Origin of the sequence: Alistipes senegalensis JC50 (assembly GCF_025145645.1) — a bacterium.
Taxonomy (GTDB): Bacteria; Bacteroidota; Bacteroidia; order Bacteroidales; family Rikenellaceae; genus Alistipes; species Alistipes senegalensis.
This window is the reverse complement of the sequence record NZ_CP102252.1, coordinates 2,651,984-2,667,435: the sequence shown is the minus strand read 5'-3', so window position 1 is coordinate 2,667,435 and position 15,452 is coordinate 2,651,984. Positions and strand designations below refer to the sequence as shown.

Here is a 15,452-nt window from a genome sequence, read left to right as displayed (position 1 = left end):
ATGGGCAAAGACAAGCTCCGGAGGTTCCGCGAGAACCTCGGTTTCGAATGTTTCGTACAACCCGAATTCGACGAGGTGTTCCGCCGCGACCACCCGCTGAAAGGGAATTGGCACCGCGACTTCTTCCGCAACGACAACCCCATCGTGCTGGAACTGGGGTGCGGCAAGGGCGAATACACCGTGGCGCTGGCCGAACGCGACCCGATGCGCAACTACATCGGCATCGACATCAAGGGGGCCCGCATGTGGCGGGGCGCCCGCACCGCCACCGACCGCAAGATGCCCAACGTGGGCTTCCTGCGCACCCGCATCGAGTTCATCAACGCGCTGTTCGCCGAAGGCGAGGTCGCCGAGATCTGGATCACCTTCCCCGATCCGCAGCTCAAGACGCGCCGGGCCCGCAAGCGGCTCACCTCGCCCGTCTATCTGGCCTACTACGCCGGACTGCTCCAGGCGGGCGGAGCCATCAACCTCAAAACCGACTCCAAACACCTCTACGCCTACACCGCCGAGGTGATCCGCCGCTTCGGGCTTCCCTGCGAGGTCTCCGAACCGGACATCTACAGCACGGGCCGCGCCGACGAGGTGCTCTCGATCAAGACCGCCTACGAGGAGCGGTTCCTCGGCATGGGGCTTCCGATCACCTACACCCGCTTCTCGCTCGGCGACCGCCGCGATTTCCCGTGGTTCGACTGGGAGGGAGACGACGAAACGGAAAAGGACAGCGAAGCCGAACGGCAGCTCCGGTAATCCTGCGCAAACGAAAACAACTCATATTCCGAAATATCATGGATGTAAAGATCGCACCCGACTGGAAAGAGATCCTCGCCCCCGAATTCGAGAAACCCTATTTCGCCGCCCTCACGGAGTTCGTGCGGCAGGAGTACGCCTCGCGGCGCATCTTTCCCCGCGGCAGCAACATTTTCCGGGCCTTCGACAAATGCCCGTTCGAAAAGCTGAAAGTGGTCGTCATCGGCCAGGACCCCTATCACGGTCCCGGACAGGCCAACGGACTCTGTTTCTCGGTCGCCGACGGCGTTCCCTTCCCGCCCTCGCTGCAAAACATCTTCAAGGAGGTCGCCGACGACACCGGCACGCCCATCCCCCCGACAGGCAACCTCGACCGCTGGGCCGAGCAGGGGGTGCTGCTGCTCAACGCCGTGCTGACGGTCCGCGCCCACGAGGCGGCCTCGCATGCCGGGCACGGCTGGGAGACCTTCACCGACGCCGTGGTCCGCGCCATCGCCGAACGCAAACAGCACATCGTCTACATGCTCTGGGGCAGCTACGCCCAGCGGAAAGGCGCCATCGCCGATCCCGGGCAGAATCTGATCCTCAAGGCCGTGCACCCCTCGCCGCTGTCGGTCTACCGGGGATTCTTCGGCTGCCGCCACTTCTCGCGCGCCAACGAATACCTCCGCTCCGTGGGCAAGGAGCCGATCGTGTGGTAACCTCCCGGAACACAAAAATCCCGGCCTCGCTCTGGAGTTCCGGGGATTTACAAAACAATGCTGTAACCTAATAAGTTACGGCGTTGTTTTTTATGAGGTAATGATTTAGAAACGCAAGTCTTGAATAAACTTACATCGAGGTTCATCCTGTCAAACAACTCTATACAAATATAGTGAATATCTGATAAAAAAGCAAATAGAATTTTTATCTCTCTATTTTCCGATTTATGGCGTACATCAGCGTCACCGCCGATCATTTTTTCCTTTGAGCGGACTGGATCGGTCTGGAGCGGACATGGGGATCGTTTTCTGAAGGCTTGGATTATCTTGCACATCCTTAACGCAGAAATCACCTAAACCCTCAGCATTATGGATTGCGTCCTTATGGAAACGAGCGCCTATAAAGAGATGCAGGCGCACCTTCAACGTCTTCTGGAGCGAGTGTCTGCGCTCCATTCCCTCTCCGCCCAACCGACAACTGTCCGGTGGCTTACGGCCGAGGAGGTCTGCAAGGCCTTGAGCATCACCAAGCGAGCCTTGCAATACTATCGCTCCGCCGGCATCATCCCCTATACGGCCTTGGGGAATAAAGTATTGTTCCGGGACGACGACATCCGGCAACTTCTGGAAAAGAACCTGATAAAAAGCCTGTAGCATGACCGAAGAGATCATTACCCGCGACAGCGCCGCGTTCAAGGAACTGCGCCGCGACATCGTCAAAGCCATCCGTGCCGTCGATATTCTGATCGACACGCACCGCCCGACCATCGGAAATGAACTGTACCTGACCAGTGAGGAGATTTGCAGCATCTTCAGCATCTCGAAACGCTCCTTGCAGAATTACCGGGACAACCGCCAAATCCCTTATACTACTCTTGGTGGAAAGATTCTTTATCCGCAGTCCTCGCTTTATAAACTGCTGGAACAGCATTATATGAAAGCGCAGCGCTGATGCGGTCTGTGAAAAGGGGAAGATCATCATGAACTGCACCCCAAAAGTTGGACATAACTTTTGGGGTGTTTTATGAAGTACAGTTATGAGGAGAAATTAGCGGCAGTTTTGTCTGTTGTCAATGGCCAACATTCCGTATCGTCCGCCTCCAAGCATTTTGGAATAAGCTATACGCCTTTGTCGCGTTGGATTGCGCGTTATAAAGAGTTCGGCGAAGCAGGTCTTCGTATACGGCAATATACTTACAGCGGCGATTTTAAGTTGTCAGCTATCAGGCACATGCACGAGAATCACTTATCTTTAACGGAAACAACGGCAAAGTTCGGTATTTACAATGAGAGTACGCTGAGCAAATGGGAGCGTATCTATTATGAAGAAGGTGAATCCGGTCTTTACCGTGATAATCGGGGTAAGATGAGAACCAAACCTAATAAACAGGAACTACAACCACAGGAAGAAAATGACTTGCGAGTCGAAAACCAACGTCTTCGCGCCGAGGTTGCTTACTTAAAAAAATTGAGGGTCTTAGTCGAGGAACGCATCGTCCGCGAGAACGGGAACGGGCAAAAGCCATCGAAGAACTAAGACCGGAACATACCCTTCCCACGCTATTGTTATCATCTGAAGCAGTTAAAGTTCCCCGATAAATACAAACAAGAGAAAAACGAGATTGTAAGTATATACCACGATCATAAGGGACGTTATGGTTACCGCCGTATCACAGTAGAGATGCACAATCGCGGATATTCTATAAACCATAAAACGGTACTTAGGTTAATGAACGAATGTGGAGTTAAATGCCAGGTGCGCCTAAAAAAATATCGTTCATACAAAGGAGAGGTTGGTGCCGTGGTGCCCGACTTGCTGAAACGTAATTTTATGGCGGAACGTCCTAATCAAAAGTGGGTTACAGACCTTACTGAATTTTCTCTGTTCGGCAAGAAGCTTTATCTGTCGCCTATTATGGACTTATATAACAGGGAAATAATAAGTTATAATATAGCTGAACATCCGACCTTTTACCAAACAATGAAAATGCTTGAAGATGCCATAAAGGATCTGCCCGATACTCCGGAACTTATACTTCACTCGGATCAGGGTTGGCAGTACCAGATGAAACGCTATCAATATCGGCTGCGTGAAAAAGGTATTAGTCAGAGCATGTCTCGTAAGGGAAACTGTTTGGATAATGCGGTCATGGAAAACTTTTTCGGACTGTTAAAATCAGAATTATTATATTTGCAGAAGTTCGAGTCTGTCGATCACTTCCGTAAGGAACTGGAGGAATACATAAATTACTACAATAACAAGCGAATAAAGACCGCATTAAACAACATGAGCCCGGTACAATACCGAGCTCATGCTATCTGAATTATTAATCAGTCCAAACTTTGGGGTGCACATCAATCACTCTTCCCCTCCTTTTTTGGACGTATAGCTAATAAAGTTGCTCGGATGGATCACGCATATCTGCCCGTCGGGTTTTCCGAAATCGATGAGGATCGGATATTTGTAAAGCGGCAGATAGTATTTCCGTCCGAAGGATTTGCGGATTGCCTCCGCAGCCAGCAGGAGTCCCGATTCTGCCGTTATGGGACGATCGTATCCGGGATGTTGTCGCATGATCTCCATGCGGCATTTATTGATGTCGTCGAGCGTAAAGACCTCTCCCCGGATGATGCGCAGCAGGCGCAAGGTAAGTTCGTATTCGCGGGACAGATTTCGACGTTGGTCGTCGTTTGCAGCTTCTTCCAACTCTTTCTTCAACCGTTCGGCTCTTTCTTCGAATGTTGCCATATTTATAGTCTTTTTTGTGTAATGATTCTGTTATCGGCAAGGGCCGGGTAAAATTCCGGGGCCTTTGCCGTCATTCATCCTGCGGTAGAAAATCCCGGACGTATTTCCTGGCCGTGTAAATGTCGCGTTCGATGGTAAGTCCGAACGGCAGACGAAGATATGCCAGCTCGGAGAGCATCAGGTAGCCCCACTCCCATTCGTGGATATGACAATAACCGAACAGGCGCCAGTCGTCGCCTTCGCGTTCGGCTTCGGTGATGAGCCATGTGCCCGAGCCGCAGGGGTTGAAATACTTGACGAGGACTTCGGCATCCATTCCTTTCCCATCCTGTGAGTGGATAGGATGTTTCTCGAATTTCGAGATGATCTGTTTTGTGAGCAGTGTCATAGAGAATAAAATTTCAGACTGCCCGGAACGCCCGGACAGCAAGAGCCGAATAGCCGCTGCGGGCGACAAAGACAAGGCGAAGACCTTGGCGTGTCGCATGCAGCGGCTATCTTGCTGGACGGGTCGGCGTAAGAAAATATACGGTGATCAATATTAGGACGACGATGATTCACTCCGCAAAACTTGCTCGTTTCGCTCGGATTCGCTATATTTGGATTGATGTAATATACCCGAGACATTAACAATCCTTATACATTTCGGCAGATGCCTTTACGTGCTCATATAGAAGACAAAGTAATTGTTTCCATCGATCTTAATGACGAAGAATGGAGTGTTTTGAAAGCCCGTCTTAAAGCCAAAGAAATCGTTTTAACATTGCCGTGCTGCGGGCAAGAGGGCTTTTTGAGAACGAGCAGCAAGGGCCTGAAACATTTCGTTCATTCGAAATCAGCAAATCCATGCGATTGGAAACCCGAATCCGCAGAGCATCTCAAAGCGAAAGTCGCGATCATGGAGGCTTGCCGGAAGCAGGGATGGAATGCCATCCCCGAATTTTCCGAAGCGGATTGGAGGGCGGATGTTTTGGCTGTACAGGGAGGTAAAAGGATTGCTTTCGAGGTTCAATGGAGCCGGCAGACTTATGAAGCAACCCGCCTCCGGCAGGAACGGTATAAGGCATCGAACGTAAGAGGTTGCTGGTTTTTCCGCATAGCCCCCAAAGAAATGTCGGATTATGACAAAACTTTAGTTGCAGACAAAGAGACTCCTGCGTTCAAAATATTCAAGGACGAAAATTCAAACATACTTGCCCAAGTAGGGAAAGTTCAAATGCCGTTAAAAGCATTGATAAGTAATTTACTGGCGCGTAAGTTGAAATTTTGCGAGCATATCAGATCAGCGCCCAAGCAGAAGGTTACTATCATCTTTTTTGAAATGAAATGCTGGAAGTGCGGGACGCTGCAATACTGCTATACGGTAGAGCCAAGTCTGAAGAGCGTCTGCAACTGCGATTTCGATGTGGAGCGGTCTTCGTGGGACGATCATGATATAGACAAGCATCCGGGAGTCTATACCGCGGTACAAGATTTCTTACAGACGGAAGAGGGGCGACAACTCAAGGTCGGTCCGGTAAAAAAACGGTATAGCCGGACGGTTGCCGATAGCTACCTATCGCACGGCTGTTATTATTGCGACGCTATTTTCGGCGATTTCCATCTCATAGAAGAAAAGTTGTATGCTTTCTGGAGTCTATATCATTATTGACAATGCCTTGATGCCAAAACCTATATGGTGGATTCTCCGTGTGTTCCATCACGTCCTCCTTTCTTTATTGGGGTTATACTTCGGTTCTTTCCGTTGCGGGCGGAACTTTTCCGCCCGACGGTTTACTGCTTCCTCAAGGTAGGCAATGCTCCGTTAAGTTCGTAACGCCACTTTGAGCCTGCGGTCTGCAAGGCGGTGTTCATGGCATCAACGGCTTTCTGCCAGGTAACGTCAGTGCCGTCCACCTTCGTGGCTCCGGTGCTTTCCCTATTGTAGCCGATGCCTTGTTCATGATTGTTCTTCCAATAGCAGGCGGTCACGGTGGTGTAGTTATTTCCCAAAAAGCCGCCGATATGTACTTTGCCAGTGCTACTACCCGTACTGGTTACGTTGCCCGTGGCATAGCAGGCAAGGAGGCTGCTTCCTGCGTTCATTCCCACCAGACTGCCGCCAGCGATATTCTTTGCGGGGTTTATTTCTATGGTCACGTTGCCCGTGGCATAGCAAGCGGTCAGGGTGGCACTCGAATTCGTCTGACCTGCCACGCCGCCGACATCGACCGTTCCCTTCACTGTGGCAGAGGAACTGCATCCGGTGATGGAACCGCCTATTTGAGCACCCACCACACCGCCGACATACACCGTGCCGCTGACGCTGCCCGACACCGAGCAGTTTTCAATGGTGCCCCAGCTATATCCTACCACGCCGCCAATACTGCCGCCATATATTTGATTGCTTGTTATCTGTACGCCCTCCATCACCACGTTCTTCACCGTACCAGCTCTATTGAGCCAGCCGAACAGACCCGCATATTCGTCATTTGTCGTAAAGGTCAGCCCCGTAATGGTATGGCCGCCACCGTCGAAGGTGCCTTTGTATGAGTTGTCGTAGTCTGTGCCTATCGGTGTCCAGTCTTTGCCTGTGAGGTCAATGTCAGTGTCGAGGGTAATGTTAATGTCGCTCTTACCTCCGTTCACTAATTCGGCTATATTCATCAGGCCATCAGCGGAGGTCACCGTGTAGCTGCCGTTGCTCTCTATGGTATAGCCCAGGTCTTTTGCCGCAGCGAGGGAGACGGTGTAGGTATATTCACCGCCCGCCTGCCAGTCGGTAGCATTCTTCATCTTATAAACGAAGGTCTTGCCGTTAGTGAAGGTGCACGTAATGAAGGTCGTGCCAGCTGCCACACTTTGCGGGGCTATGAGGGCGATGTAGGTGTTGCTGCCCTTGTCATACGGGGTGATTTCGGCTGGGTTGTCATTCTCGGTGGAGAGACCCGTCAGTCGCACGGATGCCAGTCCCTCGGTGTAGTCCGTCAGAACGATGGTCACTCGCGCCGTGCGGTGGGTGAAGCGGAGCGTGGGGCTGCCGTAGGTCACCGTCTGCCCGTCGGCTACGATGAGGTCGCTGGTCTCAAAGTCTTTCTGGGCACTTTGGTTGGCTTTTACCTTCACAGCAGGCGGGGTTGTCTCGCCAGCGGTGTAGGGCCACCACGCTGTGACGGTGATGTCGTTGTGGTTGGTCCAGTAGTACGGGTCGGTGGAGGTCAGCGTGGCGCTGGTGGGGTCGGCGGTGGAGGGCGTCACGTCGTATGCCTTCACCGTGCCGTCCATCAGGACTGCCACGCTCTGCACACCCTCCCAATTGCCGTCCACCGGGGCACGGGTGCCGGCGATGGCTGTCGCGGCGGGATTCAGCCCCGTGGCGGTGAAGACGATGGGTGTGCCTTCCGCCCCTTCCGGCAGGAAGTCCGCTTCGTCCTGCGTGCAGGCGGCAAGTGAGAGGACGAGCGCTGCAAGTGCAAAAAATCTTATCTTCATTATATCTGTTGTTTTATTACTCTGGTTCTTTCCGTTGCGGGCAGAACTTTTTCCGCCCGACGGTTTACTGCTTCCTCAAGGTGGGCAATGCTCCTTTAAGTTCGTAACGCCACTCTGAGCCTGCGTTCTGCAAGGCGGTGTTCATGGTATCGACGGCTTTCTGCCAGGTAACGACAGAGCCGTCCACCTTCGTGGCTTCGGTGCTTCTCCTATTGTAGCCGATGCCTTGTTCATGATTGTTCTTCCAATAGCAGGCGGTCACGGTAGTGTAGTTATCTCCCAAAAAGCCGCCGATATGCATATTGCCAGTGCCACTACCCGTACTGGTTACGTTGCCCGTGGCATAGCAGGCAAGAAGGCTGATTCCGTCGTTGAATCCTACCAGACCGCCGCCAGAGATATTCTGTGTGCGGTCTATTTCTATGATCACGTTGCCTGTGGCATAGCAAGCGGTCAAGGTGGCACCAAAACTCGTCTGACCTGCCACGCCGCCGACATTGAGCGTTCCCTTCACTGTGGCAGAGGAACTGCATCCGGTGATGGAACGGTCCCTTTGAGCACCCACCACACCGCCGACGCTCACCGTGCCGTTAATGCTGCCCGACACCGAGCAGTTTTCAATGGTGCCCCAGCTAAATCCTGCCACGCCGCCGGCATAACCCAACCTGTGATTGCATGTTATCTGTATGCCCTCCATCACCACATTCTTCACCGTACCAGCGGCATTACCGAAATTACCGAGATAGCCGAACAGACCCGCATATTCGTCATTTGTCGTAACGGTCAGCCCCGTGATGGTATGGCCGCCGCCGTCGAAGGTGCCGGTGTATGAGTTGTCGTAGTCTGTGCCTATCGGCGTCCAGCCTTTGCCTGTGAGGTCAATGTTTTTGTCGAGGGTAATGTTTATGTCGGTCTTACCTCCGTTCACTAATTCGGCTACATTCATCAGGCCGTCGGCGTTATAGACCGTGTAGGTATTGGTGTTGCTGTCGTAGATGTAGCCCAAATCCTCGGCTGCGCCGCTCTCGCCGCCGCCGTCAGCCCAGCTACCGATGGTGCAACCCTCTAACGTCAGGCCGGTGGCGTTCACCTTGACGGTATATTTATAGCGGCTGCCCGCTTCTAATACAACGTTGTTCTGCGGGCGGAAGTAGAAGGTGCCGCCGCCGAGTTCCACCTTGACGAACGGCTTGCCTGCCGCAACGGTCTGCGGGGCAGTCAGTGCCTCGTAGGTGTTGCCGCTTGCGTTGTAGGTTTTGATGGCGGTCGGGTTGCCGTTATCGGCGGACAGGCTCACGAGGCTCACCGTGGCACCGGCGACGCTCGTGAATCCCGTGCCGGGCTTCAGTTCGATAGTCACGCGTGCCGTGCGATGGGTAAATTCAAGAGTCGGGTTGTTAAATTCCACCTTCCGGTTCTCAGCAGAGATGAAGTCGCTGTTCTGGAAGTCAGCCAGTTTGCTTTGGTCTTCTGCAACCTTCACGGCAGGCATCTGTGTGATGTCGGCATTGTCGAAGGGCCACCACGCCGATACGGTAATCGGGTCGCGGCTGGTCCAGTAGTGCGGGTCGTTCTCGCGTGAGAGCGTGGCACTCTTGAAATCGGTAGAAGCCGTTACGGTGTATTCCTTTACCGCATCGCCCATCTTGAGTGCCACGGAAGTGACGCCCTGCCAATCGCCGTCCACAGCGGCACGAGTGGAAGGGGCTGCCAGCGGCGTTGCTTCTACGGACAGTCCGGTGGCACGGATGACGACGGGGTATTCACCTTCGGGCAGACGGTTATCGTCAGCAAGTTCGTCCTGCGTGCAGGCGGCGAGGGCGAACAGCAGCGCGGTGGCTGCGGGAATAAATAATCTATGTCTCATAATTCTTCATTCTAATCGATTAATTATTAAAATCCTACAGGTCAGCACCCACATCTCCACCGTCTATATCGTTCCACTTTGCAATGGTGGCTTCGCTGACTTCAAGGACTTTATTGCGTACCTTGACGGTATAGGTATAGTTGTTGCCCGCCTGCAGTGCGCCTTCGGGCACGGTGAGTGTGGCATGATATTCCCGACCTTTGTAATTCACAACCAACGGCAGTGATGCAACTGTCTGCGGGAAGAGGATGATCGATGACGTGAGATTGCCGTCTGCCAGATTCATGGTCAGTTCTCCGGTCTGTAGTCCGTTGTCTGCGGTGGCAATACCGTCGGCCGTGTTGAACGTACCGGTGAGTAACAATCCGTCCAGCGTGTAACGTTCAGGCTTGACCACGCTGAAATTCACGCCGTCGCCCGCCTCGAAGGTAAGGGTTATCTGGCTCATGCGGTGGTGGAAGGAGTTGTCTTCACCGCCTTTGGCGGTTTTGTCGGTGAAGCTTACTACCGGGTTGTTTTTGTCTCCCGTGGCTCCTGAAGCAAAGAGGAAGTCGATGGCAGGCTGGTTCTGCTGCGCCGTGGCATCGGTCGTGGCTGTGAGGATGCCTCCCGCCGCGTTGTACGGATAGTAGGCGCGGAAAGTATGTGTCTTTATATCTTCGATATAGATAACCTTTCCTTCTGCCTCAAATTTCCCGTTTTTCAAGATGAAAGGTACGTTGCCGTACTGGGAATCGTTGCCGATGTCGGTGATGCCGATACGGTCGCCGGCAGTCCAGGTGGTTCCGCTGGCGCGGGTGGCGGGGGCGATGTTGGCGGTAAACTGGGCGGCCACGGGGTCACCGTTCAGGTTCTCGTTGTCGTTGTTGCAGGCTACAAGTGCGAGGGCGAGCGCTGCAAGTGCAAAAAATCTTGTCTTCATTATATCTATAATTTTATTATTTACAAATCGGCATTTACATCATCACCTTTCACTTCTTCCCAGCCGTTGATTTCGGCTCCGTCCACTTCCATGCCTTCGGGAGTCTCAACCAGCGTTCCGCCGAGGGTCAGCGATTTGCCCTTTCCGATGTTGAACTCCTTGAGAGCTTCTGTGAGGTCGCTTTTCAGCGTGGTGGGGCTCGGGTTGCCGTCCGCATAGCGGATTTCAGCCGTCAGCAGTTGTTCCGTGCCGGTCACACCCAGCAGCCGCACCGTGGCTTTCCACTTGCCGGCATCGTCACCTTCGGTAATCTTGGTGAAGAGCAGCACGACGTTCGAAGCGGCTCCGTAGGTATCGGTTGCGAAGTCGAGTGTTCCGGCGGCACCCGTCAGATGGGCAACAATCTCCGTGATGCGTCCGGCGGCATCACCCGTCGGTTTGACGACAAGCGTCAGTTCGCGTACCTGCTGCTTCATTGCGGCTGTCAGCGGATAGTCCTTGTCTTTCTCGATGCTCATCTGTTTCGTATAGGTGAAGAACCATCCCGGGGCATTGTTCACAAAGGCATCCGTGCCTGCTCGGTTTCCCGTGGCTGCGGCAATGGTGGCTGTGGTGCCGTTCACCGTGATTCCCTCGGCAGGATTCCACACCGCAAAGGTGTAGCTGCCCGGAGCAAACAGATGGTCGGGGGCATGGGTGGCGGAAGTCTCCGTACCCGTATAGTCGCCCATGGTGACCGTCCACGTGGCAGGTATGTTGATACCCTCACCGCAGGCCGACCAGTCGGCTGTCACCGCAATCTTCCCGTAGTCGGGATGCGGTGTGTCATAAAGCGTGTCCTTTACGCAGGAAGAGAGCAGCACGGCGGCTGCCATTCCCATCATATATATATATTGTCTTGCTTTCATACTCTATTCCTCCGTATTAGAATAACTTCCATACCAATGTCACACCGGCGTTGATGGGGCCACACCAATTTTTTGTCTCGTTGCCGCGGCGTACACGTACACCGTCGATGACTTCATATTTTTCGAAATCGGCATTCAGGTAGCCCAAACCGAGGTTGAAATCAAGAGCCAGTGCCTTGTTCAGCCGCAGCTGATAGCCGGCGGTGATGCCGCCACCCATCAGGTCGCCCTGCTTGCCTGTTTCGGAGAGCTTGTAGTTGAACTGTCCGGCCTTGAACAGCGCGCCCAGATACCAGGCTTTCTTCTCACCCATATAGTAACGCACTTCCGGAGCCACTTCCCAGAGTGCATAGCGGTGGTCCTTGTCGCTCCACGTCCATGAAGTCCACGAGCCGTTTACGGCAATGCCCCACGATGGGCAGATGCGCCATTCCACGCCAAGATCTGGTGTCAGGGTAGCCCAGCGCAGCAGGTTGGCACGCAGGGAGAGATGATAATCAGTTGTGATTTTGGTTTCCGACGGCGTGTCGGCAAGTGTATTTTGTTGAGCGGCTTTCTCAGCTTCTGCCTTTTCAGCGGCAAGTCGGGCTTCTTCCGCTTTACGCTGCTCTTCGGCAAGTCGTTCCTGTTCGGCACGCTTCTCGGCTTCCAGTCGTTCGGCTTCCGCCTTGCGTCGTGCTTCCGCTTCCGCATCCGTCACGGCTGTTTCCTTTACCGGTACCGTCAGGCGCACGGTAACAAAGTCACCCTCAGTCGCATGGTTGCGGGTAATGAAATTCTCCTCTTTTATTTCCGCGCGTGTAATCAGTTCGGATTTCACACGGTTGGCACGAATCTTCGCCGTGGCAAGGTTCTCGGCTTCACTGCCCAGCGAGTTGCAGTAGCCGTCAACCAATAGCGGCAGCTTGCCGTCAAGAATTGTGGTTTTGTTGTTTTCGATACATTCCAACAGACGGGCAAGTTCCGTGTCATTGCCATTCCAAGGCACGTAGAACATGTCCTTCTGCGGAACGAACCGGAAGGTGTAGGTCGTGTCTGCTTTCTGCTGCGCAATGACAGGAAAAGTTACCGTCATCAGCCACAGAAACAGGGTGAGAAAAGTGATTTTTCTGCTCATATAAACTTGAATTTATTATCTTTGTCTTCTCCAAAGGTAATAAATGCCATTCAGCGCCCAAAATATTACAAAAACTTTTTCTGTTAAAATACAGCGTTTTATAAAAATTGTCGTTTGAGCACTTTTCAAATTGTCGTTTGAGCACTTTTTTGTCGAATTAGCACTTTTTTGTCGCTTGAGCACTTTTTGAAAATGGGCTTCTGAGACCTTTTTCATCGGCTTTTTACCACACAAATTATTCCAGATTTGCTTTTTTCCACTTGGCAGGCGTACATCCTTCCTTCTCGGTAAATGATTTGATGAAGTTACTGCGGGAAAGAAAACCGGAAGACTCAGCCAGCTTCTGTATATTGATTTCCGGATGCTCCTTCAGTATGTTTTTCGCATACTCCAACCGGAGACCGGTTATCCATTCGCGGAATGTCATTTTATACGTAGTCTTGATATAAGCGGAAAGATAGGTACGGTTCGTATGAAGTATTTCGGACAGTTCTTTTATGGTAAGTCCCTGCTGGACATAGCCGTCTGTCTTTATCCAGTTGTCCACCTTCTCTATAATTTCTGTATAGGACACTGGAACTTCCTCTTCTGAAACCATTTCGGGTTCAGTTCCCGAATTTGTCAGAAGTTCTTCTTCAGATTGTATATCCTGCTCAAACGCATTTTCTACCTGTTCATAGAACAGCAGGTAGTTCTGATAACAGTGAAAAAGATAACTGTAGAACGGGATTGATGAAAACACCCAGATATATACATATTTGTCAGGCAGGAATGTCAGCAATCCGCATCCGACACCGAAGATAAGTGCCCAATAGGTAAAGGTGGACAGCCATTCTATATATGCCCCTATATCATCTGCATGCGTGTCATCGAAAATCCTGACGGCTCTGCGGTATGCGACAATGACCCTGCGGGCCAGCACAAGCCCGTAAATCACCAGCCATGCTGCCAAAGCCAGCAATGCAACATTCTGCACGGCGCCACCCGGCAGCAGCAATAATAACTAAAACTATTCGGCGTAGAGCGTATTTCCAACTTTCAGATACTTGCAGATACTTTTGAAAGAGACGAAACCATCGACATCGCCAATCTGTTCAAAGACTGTTTCGGCATTTGGAATCAGGAGGACATTCCGGTAGAGGATATAGTCCTTTCATACAGTGCTCTCGACGGTCGTTTCCTGAAATCGGTTCCGCTGCATCATTCGCAAACCATCCTTACCGATACGGAAAATGAATTCAGAATAAGCGTCCGGCTTCGAATTACAAACGATTTCGTGATAGAGTTACTCTCCAGAAGCACTTCGTTAACCGTTATAAAACCCGCTTCATTACGCCGCAGAGTCGCGGAAATATATGAAAAAGCATTGCATCGCAATATGGACAAATAATATGCAACAGCCCGAAAAGGGGACACTTAGTTAGTATTATGTTTCGATATTTTTGTTATCTTTATCTTGTACTGCCTGTTGCAGGCAATGCAGACATACATAACACGGGAAAGTGTTTGGCTTTATTCTCAGGTAACGAATCTGACAATTCAAAACAAGTAGAGAATAAGCTGATATCCTTACGTCTCAAACAGGCGTGGGCTGTTGCTTATTTATACTTGTGGGCTTTGTCAGAGCCTGTTACCTTAATTCCACACTTGAACCAATAGCGTGGAAGGAGTTGCTCTTTACAGTTATCGCCGGTTGTCAGCTGCAAACAAGGAGGATGGACGGGGAGTCAGGGCGGGCAACGAGATTGCCAAGCATTTTGCCGGTAACAACGTGGACGTCATCATCTATGCCGTGGAGAAGTCGCTTGACAGCTACAAGTTCAACCTGCTGCACTGCAAGCAGACGTTCATCTCGCAGTTGAAGTCCGGCGCGTTGGGAGCGCGTACCATCGACGAGGGGGCTATGGACGAGAAGTCGGGCATGAACTTCTCGGAGTACATGGCGTTGCTCTCCGGCAACACCGACCTGCTCGACAAGGCGAAATTGGAGAAGAAAATCGCATCGCTCGAAGGGGAACGCAAGTCGTGGGGCAAGGGCAAGCGCGATTCGGAGTTCAAATTGGAAGCCAAGACGGGGGAACTTCGCAACAACACGGCGGTCATCAATGCCATGACGGAGGACTGGAACCGTTTCCTTTCCGTCGTCAAGACCGACAAGGAGGGCAACCGCCTGAATGCGGTCAAGGAGGACGGCGTTTCTTCTTCGGATGAGAAGGTTATCGGAAAGCGTTTGCAGGAGATAGCCAAGAACGCCACGACGGGCGGACTGTACAATCCTGTCGGAGAACTTTACGGTTTCCCGATAAAGGTGGTCAGCGAGAGGATGCTCAAAGAGGGGCTGGAGTTTACCGACAACCGCTTCGTGGTGGAGGGGAACTACAAGTACACCTACAACAACGGGCATCTGGCGATGGCTGACCCGGTGGCCGCCGCACGCAACTTCCTGAACGCACTGGAGAAGATACCCTCCACCATTGACCAGTACAAGGCGAAAAACGAGGCATTGGAGAGGGATATTCCGCAGTTGCAGAAAATAGCGGGCAAGGTATGGAAAAAAGAAGATGAACTGAAACAGTTGAAGTCCGAACTTGCCGCGCTCGACCGCAAGATACAGTTGGAGCTTGCGCCGCCCGTGCCCGAAGTCGCCGAAAAGGAGAATGACGGGCAGGAGGTCAAGCCGGATACGGAAGGTGTACGGAACGTACCGTCACAACCAACCGAAGATGCTCCGCAGATACGCAGCCCGGCGAATGACCGAAGTCCGTCTGGGAATTTCATTGCCGATCATATCGTTATCGGACGGGCGGGATTCGTATGCAAACCGAAAGGAATAAAAATGTGAACAAGTGTGCGGATATGTGTGGCAGGATTAGGGATATATCATCCCTTTTCCTGCCTTTTTTCATCAATATGCCATAGTGGCAAGGGAAATAGGGTGTTGAAAGTAAATCGTCACGGCAAATCCGC

14 protein-coding genes and 3 pseudogenes are annotated in these 15,452 nt (G+C 52.1%); 9 read left to right on the top strand and 8 right to left on the bottom strand.

What is annotated here, in order from left to right; genetic code table 11:
* The 6 genes and pseudogenes from trmB to NQ519_RS10570 all read left to right on the top strand — a co-directional run.
* Positions 1 to 750, top strand: a complete 750-nt coding sequence (trmB, locus tag NQ519_RS10595; RefSeq protein ID WP_019151183.1) for a tRNA (guanosine(46)-N7)-methyltransferase TrmB — start codon at positions 1 to 3, stop codon at positions 748 to 750.
* A 38-nt stretch (positions 751 to 788) separates the two neighbouring features.
* Positions 789 to 1,451, top strand: a complete 663-nt coding sequence (gene ung, locus NQ519_RS10590; RefSeq protein ID WP_019151184.1) for a uracil-DNA glycosylase — start codon at positions 789 to 791, stop codon at positions 1,449 to 1,451.
* 369 nt (positions 1,452 to 1,820) lie between these two features.
* The gene (locus NQ519_RS10585) at positions 1,821 to 2,105 is read left to right on the top strand and encodes a helix-turn-helix domain-containing protein (RefSeq protein WP_026076620.1); all 285 of its coding nucleotides are present in this window, start codon (positions 1,821 to 1,823) and stop codon (positions 2,103 to 2,105) included.
* Between the two features lies 1 nt (position 2,106).
* The gene (locus NQ519_RS10580; protein WP_009598243.1) at positions 2,107 to 2,403 is read left to right on the top strand and encodes a helix-turn-helix domain-containing protein; all 297 of its coding nucleotides are present in this window, start codon (positions 2,107 to 2,109) and stop codon (positions 2,401 to 2,403) included.
* A gap of 72 nt (positions 2,404 to 2,475) precedes the next feature.
* The gene (locus tag NQ519_RS16305; protein WP_019151186.1) at positions 2,476 to 2,988 is read left to right on the top strand and encodes a helix-turn-helix domain-containing protein; all 513 of its coding nucleotides are present in this window, start codon (positions 2,476 to 2,478) and stop codon (positions 2,986 to 2,988) included.
* Positions 2,989 to 2,994: 6 nt separating this feature from the next.
* Positions 2,995 to 3,774 (top strand): annotated as a pseudogene (locus NQ519_RS10570) (IS3 family transposase); the annotation flags it as partial.
* Between the two features lie 36 nt (positions 3,775 to 3,810).
* Here the strand turns inward: NQ519_RS10570 and NQ519_RS10565 are convergent.
* Positions 3,811 to 4,200: a hypothetical protein gene (locus NQ519_RS10565; protein ID WP_019151189.1), complete on the bottom strand. Its 390-nt coding sequence runs from the start codon at positions 4,198 to 4,200 to the stop codon at positions 3,811 to 3,813.
* A 70-nt stretch (positions 4,201 to 4,270) separates the two neighbouring features.
* Positions 4,271 to 4,588: a DUF2958 domain-containing protein gene (locus NQ519_RS10560; RefSeq protein WP_019151190.1), complete on the bottom strand. Its 318-nt coding sequence runs from the start codon at positions 4,586 to 4,588 to the stop codon at positions 4,271 to 4,273.
* 264 nt (positions 4,589 to 4,852) lie between these two features.
* Between NQ519_RS10560 and NQ519_RS10555 the strand changes: the two genes are divergently transcribed.
* On the top strand, positions 4,853 to 5,851 hold the full coding sequence (locus tag NQ519_RS10555) for a competence protein CoiA (protein WP_019151191.1): 999 nt from the start codon (positions 4,853 to 4,855) through the stop codon (positions 5,849 to 5,851).
* Positions 5,852 to 5,973: 122 nt separating this feature from the next.
* On the opposite strand, the gene NQ519_RS10550 is transcribed toward NQ519_RS10555, so the two are convergent.
* From NQ519_RS10550 to NQ519_RS10525, 6 genes and pseudogenes are all read right to left on the bottom strand, one after another.
* The gene (locus NQ519_RS10550; protein ID WP_019151192.1) at positions 5,974 to 7,671 is read right to left on the bottom strand and encodes a fimbrillin family protein; all 1,698 of its coding nucleotides are present in this window, start codon (positions 7,669 to 7,671) and stop codon (positions 5,974 to 5,976) included.
* A gap of 64 nt (positions 7,672 to 7,735) precedes the next feature.
* Positions 7,736 to 9,538, bottom strand: a complete 1,803-nt coding sequence (locus NQ519_RS10545) for a fimbrillin family protein (RefSeq protein ID WP_019151193.1) — start codon at positions 9,536 to 9,538, stop codon at positions 7,736 to 7,738.
* Between the two features lie 34 nt (positions 9,539 to 9,572).
* Positions 9,573 to 10,460 carry a fimbrillin family protein gene (locus NQ519_RS10540; protein WP_019151194.1) on the bottom strand — a complete coding sequence of 296 codons (888 nt, stop codon included), beginning with the start codon at positions 10,458 to 10,460 and terminating at the stop codon, positions 9,573 to 9,575.
* Positions 10,461 to 10,480: 20 nt separating this feature from the next.
* Positions 10,481 to 11,368 (bottom strand): FimB/Mfa2 family fimbrial subunit, encoded by an 888-nt coding sequence (locus NQ519_RS10535; protein ID WP_026076622.1) that lies wholly within the window; start codon positions 11,366 to 11,368, stop codon positions 10,481 to 10,483.
* A gap of 16 nt (positions 11,369 to 11,384) precedes the next feature.
* Entirely contained in the window at positions 11,385 to 12,485 is a 1,101-nt protein-coding gene (locus NQ519_RS10530; RefSeq protein WP_019151196.1) for a DUF3575 domain-containing protein, read from the bottom strand.
* Positions 12,486 to 12,720: 235 nt separating this feature from the next.
* Positions 12,721 to 13,488: pseudogene (locus NQ519_RS10525) on the bottom strand (helix-turn-helix domain-containing protein); the annotation flags it as partial.
* Between the two features lie 24 nt (positions 13,489 to 13,512).
* On the opposite strand from NQ519_RS10525, the gene NQ519_RS10520 reads away from it, so the two are divergent.
* Both NQ519_RS10520 and NQ519_RS10515 read left to right on the top strand, forming a co-directional pair.
* The gene (locus tag NQ519_RS10520) at positions 13,513 to 13,875 is read left to right on the top strand and encodes a WYL domain-containing protein (RefSeq protein WP_083871083.1); all 363 of its coding nucleotides are present in this window, start codon (positions 13,513 to 13,515) and stop codon (positions 13,873 to 13,875) included.
* A gap of 321 nt (positions 13,876 to 14,196) precedes the next feature.
* A pseudogene (locus tag NQ519_RS10515) lies at positions 14,197 to 15,327 on the top strand (DNA methylase); the annotation flags it as partial.
* Between the last annotated feature and the right edge of the window lie 125 nt (positions 15,328 to 15,452).